Source organism: Bacillus coahuilensis m4-4, from assembly GCF_000171615.1.
GTDB lineage: Bacteria > Bacillota > Bacilli > Bacillales > Bacillaceae_K > Bacillus_T > Bacillus_T coahuilensis.
The window spans coordinates 1-11,189 of the sequence record NZ_ABFU01000027.1; the positions used below are offsets into that span (position 1 = coordinate 1).

Here is an 11,189-nt window from a genome sequence, read left to right on the forward strand (position 1 = left end):
TCTTCTTAGTTGACTACAATATTTACTGGATTCTATATTTTAAGCCATTTGTATGAGATTTTTGTGTCTCAATTATTAACGTCCTAGCATAAAAAAAATGCATATACAATTTAATTTTATTACTTTTTTTAAAAAAAGTTAGGTTAAAAGGTGGGGGGATGTGGTACATTTATGATAGAAAGTGGGGATCTATTATGTTTATGGGCGAATATCAGCATAATATAGATCAAAAAGGCAGGTTGATCGTTCCCTCAAAATTTAGAGATAACTTAGGAGAATCCTTCGTTATCACAAGGGGATTAGATCAATGTTTATTTGGTTATCCCATGAACGAGTGGAGAATATTAGAAGATAAACTAAAGACCCTCCCACTAACAAAGAAAGATGCACGGGCATTTACCAGATTTTTCTTTTCAGGTGCATCAGAATGCGAAATTGATAAGCAAGGAAGAATTAACTTACCAACAAGTCTTGTTTCTTATGCGTCATTAGAAAAAGAATGTGTGGTCCTCGGGGTTTCCAATCGAATTGAGATTTGGAGCAAGCCGGTTTGGGAAGACTATTTCACAAACTCAGAAGATTCCTTTGCGGAAATTGCCGAGAATATGATAGGCTTTGATATTTAGTCTATTCGATTGGAAAGGTGAAAATATGTTTAACCATACAACTGTGTTATTACGAGAAACTGTAGATGAATTAAAAATAAAGCCAAATGGAATATATGTTGACTGTACATTAGGTGGTGCTGGTCACAGCGAATATTTGCTCTCTCAATTAGGTGAAGGAGGTCATTTATTTGCGTTTGACCAGGATGAAACAGCTTTACGTCACGCTGCAGAAAAATTAAATGCGTATAGTGACAAAGTGACCTATGTGAAAAGTAATTTTAGATATTTAAAATCAGAACTTACAAATCTTGGAGTTATGGGTGTTGATGGAATTCTTTATGATCTAGGAGTTTCATCTCCGCAGCTTGATACACCAGAACGAGGATTTAGTTATCATCATGATGCACCTCTTGATATGAGGATGGATCTCCAAGGAGCAGTAAGTGCATACGAAGTAGTGAACGAGTGGTCTTATGAGAAGCTTGTTCGAATTTTTTTCCAATATGGTGAAGAAAAATTCTCAAAACAAATTGCGAGGAAAATTGAAGCTGCTAGAGAGGTAAATCCTATAGAGACAACAGGTGAACTAGTTGAATTAATTAAAGAAGGAATACCTGCTCCAGCGCGTAGAAAAGGTGGACATCCTGCGAAGCGAATCTTTCAAGCGATTCGAATAGCAGTCAATGATGAACTTACAGCTTTTGAGGATTCTGCCAAAGATGGAATTCAGCTTTTACATAAAGGTGGAAGAATGAGTGTGATTACTTTCCACTCTTTAGAAGATCGAATTTGTAAGAATTTATTTAAGGAATATTCTAAAGGACCTGAATTACCACCAGGACTTCCAATTATCCCTGAAGGGTATGAACCCAAATTAAAGATTGTCACTAGAAAACCAATCTTACCTTCTGATGAAGAATTAGCTCATAACAATCGTTCAAGATCAGCCAAACTTCGAGTAGCTGAAAAAAATAGATAAGATTTAAATTATTGAGAGGAGGAGCTATACTTGAGTAATTTAGCTAGACAATACCAACAACAGACAAAAGAACAGGTTCATGTATCACCTAAACAAGCACCGAAGCGGAAGAAGCTCGAGTTTACACTAGGTGAGAAACTACTATTCTCCATGGTCATTGTGATAATGAGTATGTTTGCTTTGCAAATTGTTACCACACAAGCCGCAATATATGGTGTAAATAAAGATATTCAACAAGTTGAGTCCTCTATTGAAAAAACAACGAAGGTGAATAGTGAGTTACAAATTCAAGTGAGTGAACTAAGCACATATGAGCGTATCCTTGAAAAAGCTAAGGCAGCAGGATTGAAACTAGAAGAACAAAATGTAAAGGTTGTCGAGTGATTATGTGGAAACAGGATGGTATGAAAGTCGGAGCAGTGATTCTACTTGGGATCTTTATACTGCTCTTTTTTCTGTTATTTAGTCGATTTATTAGTATTCAAGTGTCTGGTGAAGTGAACGAAAAAGACTTAAACCAATACGCAGAAGAAATATACCATAAAGAAGGAGTAATTGAGGCTAAGCGTGGGACAATTTATGACCGAAATGGAGATGTGATAGCTGAAGATAGCGTTGCATACACTTTGGTAGCTATTTTAGATGATTCAGTGACGACTGATGAAGATAATCCGAAGCATGTAGTGGATTATGAAACGACCGCAGCCGTTTTGTCTCAATATATAGATTTAGATGAACAAACAATACTTGAAAAACTAAAGAAAAAGGAAAGCAATCCCAAGCTGTTCCAAGTAGAGTTTGGTTCGAAAGGAAGAGATTTGTCCCATACTATTATGGAACAAATTAGAGAGGAAGAATTACCGGGAATCATATTTAACCCAAGCCCAATAAGATTCTATCCGAACAGTATGTTTGCCTCTCACTTAATTGGATATGCGCAAAAGGAAGACAATCAAACTGTGGGTAAAATGGGTATAGAATTGAGCTGGAATGAACAACTAACGGGAAGTCCAGGCGCATATAATTATAATTCTGACATTTGGGGGTATATTCTCCCTTATAGTGAAAAAATTATTACCTCTCCTCAGGATGGACAGGATATTTATCTAACCATTGATAAAACAATCCAAACGTTTTTAGAAGAGGCGCTAACAGAGGCTGAAGAGAAATATTCTCCTGAAAAGATGCTTGCAGTTGTGGCAGACCCAAAAACGGGTGAAATTCTTGCAATGGGCCAGCGACCAAGTTTTAATCCAAGTGATAGAGTGGGGCTTGAGAAAAACTGGCATAATGAAGTGGTCGAATTTTCATATGAGCCTGGTTCAACTATGAAAACTTTCACCCTTGCTGCAGCTATTGAAGAAGGGTGTTTAATCCCAATGACTATTATCAATCTGGACAATACAAAGCAGCCGGAGGGACCATAAGCGATCACAACCAAGGACGTGGTTGGGGTCCCATTACATTTTTAGAAGGGTTTCAACGATCTTCTAATGTTGCAATGGCTTATTTGCTAGAAAAAATTGGGCAAGATAGATATTTAGACTATTTAAATGATTTTCATTTTGGACAAAAAACAGGAATAGAACTTCCTGGAGAAACAAGTGGAAAAATTTTATACAATTATCCATTAGAAAAGGTTACAACGGCATTTGGCCAGGGGACGACCGTAACTCCTTTGCAGCTTATTCAAGCAGAAACTGCTATAGCTGGGAATGGAGAGATGTTAAAGCCCTATATCATTGATAAAGTTGTAGACCCTACCTCTAATAAGACGATATACAAAAATGAACCGATCACTGTAGGTACACCTATTCAAAAGGATACAGCAGAAAAAGTAAGAGGTTATCTAGAAAGCACGGTTTCTGCTGAGAATGGTACAGGAAAACCGTTTAAATTATCTGGTTATACCGTAGCTGGAAAAACGGGTACGGCACAGATTCCAAACCCAGATGGATCAGGGTACATGACTGGACTTGAAAATTATTTATTTTCGTTCTTAGGTATGGCGCCAGCGGATAATCCACAATTAATCGTATATGTAGCGGTTCAACAACCCCAACTGGATGTATATGAAAGTGGTTCTGCTCCAGTATCATTAGTATTCAATACGGTGATGGAGAATTCTTTAAAATATTTAGCCATACAGCCTACAAATAATGCTGAACCAAAGGCTACTAAGGTTCCAAACTTTGAAAAACAATCCGTAGAATCTTTCCAAACAGGATTGCAGAAAAAAGGAATTGACGTGGTCATAATAGGTAATGGTGATAAGGTTATCGGGTCCGTGCCAAATCCAGGAGCTACCGTGCTTGAAGGTGAGAAAGTTATTGTAGTGACAGATGGAGAAAAGACGGTGCCAAATATGATCGGATGGTCTCAACGTGATGTATTAAAAGTGATTGAAGCCACGAAGTCGGACTATCATATGTTAGGTAGTGGATTCGTGATAAAACAAAGTGTTACTCCTGGTCAAATTGTTCATGAAGGGGAGCCACTCGTTGTCACGTTTGAAACATATGAAGAGTCAAGTACACAAGAAAATGAAGAGATAACAGAGGAAGATTTACCACAAGATTAAGATTAAAATGTCTAGTTGATATTCTATCAACTGGCATTTTTTTACTTATAATCCAAAATAATAGAAATACTCATAGCTGTAGTCTCTACTTTCATATCAGTCGTTGTACAAGCATATAGTGTAACGATAATAGGTATAGGAGGTAGTGTAGGTGAAGAGAGTGTCTAGTGTAACCGTGCGAAAAAGACTAGCTCTTATTTTAGTAGGGGGTCTTATGATCTTTGGAATTATAGATTTCAGGTTAGCGTACGTACAATTTATTATGGGAAATGGTTTAACGAGCGAAGCTAAAGAGCTTTGGAGCAGAAATATTCCTTTTGAACCAGAAAGAGGGAAGATATTAGATCGAAACGGAGTAGAGCTAGCAACCAATCAAAGCTCACCAACTGTTTTTGTTGTGCCTAGACAAGTTAAAGATCCTACTGCTACAGCAGAGAGGCTTGCAGCAAGTTTAAATATGAATGTAGAGAAGGCGTATGAATATATTACAAAAGTAGCTAGCATTGTTCGTATACCTGAAGGAAGAAAGATTAGCTATGAAAAAGCTCAAGAAATTGAAGGTTTAAAGCTAAATGGAGTGTACATCGGTGAGGATTCAACGAGATATTATCCCTATGGAAGCTATTTAAGCCATGTTTTGGGATTTGCAGGAATAGATAATCAAGGATTAATGGGACTTGAACTTTCATATGATAAAGAGTTAAGTGGGGATAAAGGGTATGTTCAGTATTATTCTGATGCAAAAGGACAAAAAAATGCCTGATATGGCAGATGATTACGCAGAACCAGTTGATGGATTGGATTTATATTTAACGATTGATACCCAAATTCAAACCATTATGGAACGGGAGCTTGACAATGCAGAGGCATTGTATAATCCAGATGGAATTGTAGCGATTGCAATGGACCCAAATACAGGTCAAATACTTGGTATGTCATCAAGGCCAAACTTTGATCCTGGTAGCTTTCAGGACGTATCACCTGAAATTTACAATCGTAACTTACCCATTTGGAGTACGTATGAACCAGGTTCAACATTTAAAATTATTACGTTAGCGGCAGCGCTAGAAGAAGAGGTGGTCGATCTTCATAATGAAAACTTTTATGATTCGGGGCATGTTGAAGTTGGAGGATCTACCTTACATTGTTGGACGCGTGGTGGTCATGGAGATCAAACTTTTTTAGAAGTAGTTCAAAACTCTTGTAACCCAGGTTTTGTAGAGCTAGGGCAGAGACTTGGTACGGAGACGTTATTTTCATATATTGATGCATTTGGATTTGGTAAGAAAACGGGTATTGATCTCCAAGGTGAAGGCGCAGGTATTTTATTTGATATTGATAGAGTTGGCCCAGTTGAATTAGCAACGACTGCGTTTGGTCAAGGTGTTGCTGTTACCCCTATTCAACAAGTAGTAGCGGTGGCTGCTGCTGTTAATGGTGGCACACTGTATCAGCCCTATGTTGCAAAAGAACTAGTCGATCCGAAAACAGGAGAAGTAGTGATGAGAAATTCTCCTGTGGCAAAAGGGCAAGTTATTTCTCAAGAAACGTCTAAACAGGTTCGAGAGGCTCTTGAGAGTGTCGTAGCATTAGGTACCGGTGGGGGAGCTTATGTTGACGGTTATAGAGTAGGCGGGAAGACGGGAACAGCTCAAAAAGCTGAAAATGGACGATATCTAGAAAACAACCATATTGTATCCTTTATGGGAGTTGCTCCAATGGATGATCCGAAAGTGGTTCTTTACTTAGCTGTTGATAATCCAAAAGGAACTGTTCAATTTGGTGGAGTGGTAGCCGCTCCAATCGTAGGGAATATGATGGAAGATATTATGCATGCTCTTGAAGTAGAACCTAGGAAAGAGCAGATTGAAAAAGAGAAGAGAACATGGCAAGACATCCCATATATTGAAGTTCCGAATTTAATTGGATTAACTAAGAAAGATTTATCTCAACAGCTACTTAACTTCCAGCTTGAAGCAGAAGGAGAAGGAAATCAAGTAGTCCAGCAATCGCCTGATCCTGGAACTAGGGTACAAGGAGGTTCTAAGATACGAGTGTATTTTGAATAAGAATGGTCTTTCGGTGATATGGACTAGCCATAGGTGAATAGAATGTACTAGGATATTCTATTGTCTCTCATAGCATTCAAGATTGATTTAGAGTAAAATAGAGAAGCAGTTTGTTTTATTGAATGTGCTTCCCGTATCCTTAGAAAGACAAATTGAGAAGCTAGGAATGATTCTATTTGTTTCCAACTACTTTCTTAGAAGGTTTGTATGATAATGTTACTGGCTATAGTGGATCTTTAACATTCAGTACTCTAGCTTTAAGAGCAAGCACATGTCAGTCAAAATCTCTTTATGTTTATTTACAAAATGATCAAGATTTTTTAGAGGCAATCACAAAAGGTGCAATTGCTGTTGTTGTAAATAAAAAATGAATCTACCTTCTTTTGTTCCTACACTATTTCCTGTCTTTTATGTTGAAGATACGGTACAATTCATTAGACAATTTCTTGCAAAGTTAAAAGAAGAAGATACTACAAAATGGGAGAAGATTTTAGAAATGATAGAAAAAGAATTAACATCCCCCTTTCCAATCAACACTAGCTTTTTGGTTAAACTAGAAAGCTATGAGAAGAGTATGAAAAATGATGTGCAAGTGGGAGGGGAAGAAAAATGATTGAACAAGTGATTATTTACACAATTTTATTAGCCTTTTTAATAACGGTAGTACTTTCTCCAATTTTTATTCCATTCTTGCGAAGATTGAAATTTGGACAGAGCATTAGAGAAGAAGGACCAAAATCTCACCAAAAAAAATACGGGTACACCTACAATGGGTGGAATTGTCATTTTAATTTCGATTGCGTTAGCGACGTTTATTATGACTTCCTATTTTTCTGTACCAAATGTGGAGACGTATTTAATCTTATTAGTGACCTTAGGATTTGGATTACTTGGGTTCCTAGATGACTTTATTAAAGTGGTCATGAAAAGAAATTTAGGTTTAAATTCAAAACAAAAATTACTAGGCCAAATTATTATTTCTGTGATTTTCTATTTTGTGTATACAGGAAATGGGTACTCGACTGAAGTAGGTATACCGTTAACAGATGCAACGTTGAATTTAGGTTGGTTCTATATGTTGTTTGTTGTTTTTTGGCTCGTCGGCTTTTCCAATGCAGTCAATTTAACAGACGGGTTAGATGGCCTTGTCTCAGGTACGGCTGCCATAGCATTCGGAACTCTAGCAATTATTGCGTGGAACAATCAACAGTTTGAAGTGGCCATTGCTTCAGTTGCAATAGTTGGTGCTGTATTAGGCTTCCTTGTATTTAATGCCCATCCTGCTAAGGTATTTATGGGGGATACAGGATCGCTAGCACTTGGAGGGGCATTTGCTACTTTAGGATTACTAACGAAGTCTGAGATTTTGTTAATTGTAATTGGAGGAGTATTTGTTATAGAAACCCTTTCTGTCATTATCCAGGTTATCTCTTTTAAGACAACAGGAAAAAGAGTGTTCCGAATGAGTCCACTTCATCACCATTATGAACTAATCGGATGGTCAGAGTGGAGAGTAGTCGTAACATTTTGGACAGTAGGATTATTGTTTGCCATTATTGCAACGTACATTGAGGTGTGGATGTAAGTGAAAAATACTAGAGAATATGAACATAAAAAAGTATTGGTATTAGGACTTGCTAAGAGTGGCGTAAGTGCAGCTTTACTACTCCACAAATTAGATGCTTTTGTTACCGTAAATGATGTGAAACCGTTAAAGGAAAATCCTGAAGCTATGGGTTTACTTGAAGAAGGAATAAAAGTTATTTGCGGTGGGCATCCTATTGAACTTTTGGATGAAGGCTTCGAGTTAATTATCAAGAATCCTGGCATCCCTTATACAAATCCAATTATTGAGGGCGCTTTAGAAAGAAATATCCCGATCATCACGGAGGTAGAACTAGCGTACCAAATTTCCTTAGCACCAATGATCGGGATTACAGGAACGAATGGAAAAACAACTACTACAACGTTGATCGATCTCATTTTAGCAGAAAGTAATCAAAATCCATTAATCGCTGGAAATATTGGTACAGTTGCATCTGAAGTGGCACAAGTTGCAACGGAAGAAAATGTAATGGTTGTTGAATTATCATCGTTTCAGTTAATGGGGATCAATACTTTCCGTCCACAAATTGCCGTTTTAACAAATCTGTATGAAGCTCATATAGATTATCATGGTTCAAAAACCCTATATGCACTTGCGAAGAAAAGAATTACTGAAAATCAAACCCCTTCGGACTATTTAGTGTATAACTATGATCAAGTTGAAGTAAGAGAATTAATAGAGGATTCAAAAGCGCACAAGGTTCCTTTTTCTCTATATGAAAAGGTAGAAGGTGCTTATGTTTACGATGGGAGCATTTATTTCAAAGAGGAACAAATAATAGATTTAAATAAAGTTGCTTTACCAGGTAAGCATAATCTTGAAAACATTTTAGCGTCGGTTGCTTCAACAAAGCTTCATGGAGCTGAAAACTCTGCTATTGTCTCAGTATTAACTTCGTTTTCCGGTGTGAAGCATCGTACTCAGTTTGTAACAGAAAAAGACGGGAGACGTTTTTATAATGACTCTAAAGCCACTAATATATTAGCATGTAAGAGTGCTTTAGATGCATTTGAAGAACCTACCATACTGCTTGCTGGAGGTCTTGACCGAGGAAATGGATTTGATGAATTAATACCTTCCTTAAAAATGTTAAGGGATTAGTCGTGTTTGGACAAACTGCTGATAAATGGCGTCAGACAGGGGAGAAAGCAGGTATAGACTGGATTGTGTCGGTTGAAATGTGGAGAGTGCTGTCCCTGTTGCTTATGAGAATTCTTTACCGGGAGATGTCATTTTGCTTTCACCAGCCTGTGCATCTTGGGATCAATATAAAACATTTGAGGTTCGTGGAGACATGTTTATTGAGGCAGTGCATAAGTTATAATAAGAGCTTGTCTATTGGACGAAGAACAGCTAGAGAAATGCTCTTAATCTAGACTGTCCCCGAGGTGACTCCATTGAATGTGAAAAAATCAACACCGGATTTTATTTTACTAATCGTAACATTAGTTCTTCTTAGTATAGGAATTATTATGGTGTATAGCGCAAGTGCCATTTGGGCGGAGTATAAGTTTGGTGATTCCTTTTACTTTGCAAAAAGACAGCTTCTGTTTGCAGGTGTGGGTCTAGTAGCAATGTTTGTTGTAATGAATATAGAATATTGGACATGGAGGAAGTACAGTAAAACAATTTTAATTATATGTTTTGTTTTACTCGTTGCTGTCTTAATCCCTGGTATTGGGGTGTTACGGAACGGATCAAGAAGTTGGATTGGAGTAGGGGCGTTTTCAATTCAACCTTCAGAATTTATGAAACTCGCGATGATTGCTTATTTGTCCAAATTCTTAATTGATCGGCAGAAGTACATAACTTCTTTCAAAAAAGGTCTACTACCAACACTAGGGCTAATTTTTTTACCGTTTGGATTCATTATGCTGCAACCAGATTTAGGAACGGGCACTGTGCTGGTTGGTACTTGTGTAACAATGGTGTTTGTATCGGGTGCAAGAATTAGACACTTTATTTGGTTAGGATTGATGGGCCTTGTTGGCTTTGCAGGATTAGTTATTTCTGCTCCCTATCGTATAAAGCGAATTACCTCTTACCTTGATCCTTGGGAAGATCCCCTTGGGAGTGGCTTTCAAATGATTCAATCTTTGTTTGCTATTGGACCAGGTGGATTGTTTGGTTTAGGGCTAGGTGAAAGTAGACAAAAATTCTTTTACCTTCCGGAGCCTCAAAATGATTTTATTTTTTGCGATCATAGCGGAAGAATTAGGATTTATCGGAGGTAGCTTTATATTATTGTTGTTTGCTTTACTGCTGTGGAGAGGTATTCGAGTTTCTCTAGGTGCACCTGATTTATACGGCACATTTGTCTCTTTAGGGGTCGTTTCGATGATTGCGATTCAAGTCATGATTAATGTCGGTGTCGTTACAGGTTTAATACCTGTTACTGGTATTACATTGCCGTTTTTAAGTTACGGAGGATCTTCATTAACTCTTATGTTGCTTGCGGTGGGTGTATTATTAAATATAAGTCGATATGCAAAATTATAACAGTAATAAGTGAATCCCAAAGACTATTGCTACATTTCTTAAAGGGCGTCCAGTCCTACGACTGGACGCCTCTTTTTTTATGTGTGCCAGGCATGGCAACTATCTAGGTGGTGAAAGTCCACTGTGGGGGTACACATCGACCAACCACTAAGGAAGCGCAAGGTACTTATCGTGAGGTAAGGGCTGGAGGAAGCGTGGAATAAAATCTTGGCTTGACGAACAGAAACCTGATACTAAGGCTCTACAAAGGGATAAGGCTCCATAACAAGTCAAAGTCCAAAAGATGTGCGTAACTTTGTAGGGTAAATCAGGCAAGTAAAAGAGGAAGGATAGTTGTCTTACCCTGGGAGGTCTTGCGGATGTACGTAGGTACAGTCGAAAAAGGTTTGTCGCAAGAAGTCAGCAGAAGCCATAGTAATGAAGTAATTCATGAAGGGCTAAACAATTTATAGTGTTTCAACGCCACGAATGCGTAAGTGACCTACTCAGAATGTGTTAATGGGGAAAGTATGAGCGTACCTCAGAGGAAAACCAAAAGGGAGTTATCACTTATTACGTGAGAGGGAAGGAGAAACGAGTGTGGAACTTCTAGAACAGATTTTGAGTAATCAAAATATGAATGAAGCCTACTTGCGTGTATATAAAAATAAAGGCGCGAGTGGAGTTGATGGAGTAACAGTCGATGAACTGAAACAATATCTGAAAGAGAACAAGGATGAACTGCGCAGGCGCATCAGAACAAGAAAATACCAACCACAAGCTGGCTTAAGAGTGGAATCCCAAAGAAAATGGAAAGATGCGCAATTTGGGAATACCAACAGTAGTGGATAAAGTAGTTCAGCAAGCT

At 37.9% G+C, this 11,189-nt stretch carries 7 protein-coding genes and 5 pseudogenes; all 12 read left to right on the forward strand.

The window, feature by feature from the left end; all coding sequences use genetic code 11:
- Window positions 1-194: 194 nt before the first annotated feature.
- The 12 genes and pseudogenes from mraZ (at window position 195) to M44_RS20815 (ending at window position 11,173) form a co-directional block, all read left to right on the forward strand.
- Window positions 195-626, forward strand: coding sequence for a division/cell wall cluster transcriptional repressor MraZ (mraZ, locus tag M44_RS06070; protein WP_010171897.1), 432 nt, complete (start codon window positions 195-197; stop codon window positions 624-626).
- 25 nt (window positions 627-651) lie between these two features.
- Window positions 652-1,587 carry a 16S rRNA (cytosine(1402)-N(4))-methyltransferase RsmH gene (rsmH, locus tag M44_RS06075; RefSeq protein WP_010171909.1) on the forward strand — a complete coding sequence of 312 codons (936 nt, stop codon included), beginning with the start codon at window positions 652-654 and terminating at the stop codon, window positions 1,585-1,587.
- Window positions 1,588-1,617: 30 nt separating this feature from the next.
- Window positions 1,618-1,971, forward strand: coding sequence for a cell division protein FtsL (gene ftsL, locus M44_RS06080; RefSeq protein WP_010171912.1), 354 nt, complete (start codon window positions 1,618-1,620; stop codon window positions 1,969-1,971).
- 20 nt (window positions 1,972-1,991) lie between these two features.
- Window positions 1,992-3,871, forward strand: a pseudogene (locus M44_RS20790) (penicillin-binding transpeptidase domain-containing protein); the annotation flags it as partial.
- 81 nt (window positions 3,872-3,952) lie between these two features.
- Complete coding sequence (locus M44_RS29815; protein WP_420167096.1) at window positions 3,953-4,168, forward strand: PASTA domain-containing protein; 216 nt, start codon at window positions 3,953-3,955, stop codon at window positions 4,166-4,168.
- A 214-nt stretch (window positions 4,169-4,382) separates the two neighbouring features.
- Window positions 4,383-6,237: pseudogene (locus M44_RS20795) on the forward strand (stage V sporulation protein D).
- A gap of 176 nt (window positions 6,238-6,413) precedes the next feature.
- Window positions 6,414-6,608, forward strand: a complete 195-nt coding sequence (locus M44_RS06095; protein WP_010171918.1) for a hypothetical protein — start codon at window positions 6,414-6,416, stop codon at window positions 6,606-6,608.
- Complete coding sequence (locus M44_RS06100) at window positions 6,605-6,850, forward strand: hypothetical protein (protein WP_010171921.1); 246 nt, start codon at window positions 6,605-6,607, stop codon at window positions 6,848-6,850. The genes M44_RS06095 and M44_RS06100 overlap by 4 nt, the downstream gene beginning before the upstream one ends.
- Window positions 6,847-7,822 (forward strand): annotated as a pseudogene (gene mraY, locus M44_RS20800) (phospho-N-acetylmuramoyl-pentapeptide-transferase). The gene M44_RS06100 and the pseudogene mraY overlap by 4 nt, the downstream one beginning before the upstream one ends.
- A pseudogene (gene murD / locus M44_RS20805) lies at window positions 7,823-9,167 on the forward strand (UDP-N-acetylmuramoyl-L-alanine--D-glutamate ligase). It begins immediately after the preceding pseudogene.
- Between the two features lie 73 nt (window positions 9,168-9,240).
- Window positions 9,241-10,342: pseudogene (gene spoVE / locus M44_RS20810) on the forward strand (stage V sporulation protein E).
- Window positions 10,343-10,921: 579 nt separating this feature from the next.
- Window positions 10,922-11,173 (forward strand): hypothetical protein, encoded by a 252-nt coding sequence (locus M44_RS20815; protein WP_010171926.1) that lies wholly within the window; start codon window positions 10,922-10,924, stop codon window positions 11,171-11,173.
- The last annotated feature ends 16 nt before the right edge of the window (window positions 11,174-11,189 follow it).

What these genes read in the sequence shown, in the direction of transcription:
- M44_RS06100 (WP_010171921.1), top strand. Translation starts at nt 6,605, where the DNA reads ATGAATCTACCTTCTTTTGTTCCTACACTATTTCCTGTCTTTTATGTT.
- mraZ (WP_010171897.1), top strand. Translation starts at nt 195, where the DNA reads ATGTTTATGGGCGAATATCAGCATAATATAGATCAAAAAGGCAGGTTG.
- M44_RS29815 (WP_420167096.1), top strand. Translation starts at nt 3,953, where the DNA reads ATGATCGGATGGTCTCAACGTGATGTATTAAAAGTGATTGAAGCCACG.
- rsmH (WP_010171909.1), top strand. Translation starts at nt 652, where the DNA reads ATGTTTAACCATACAACTGTGTTATTACGAGAAACTGTAGATGAATTA.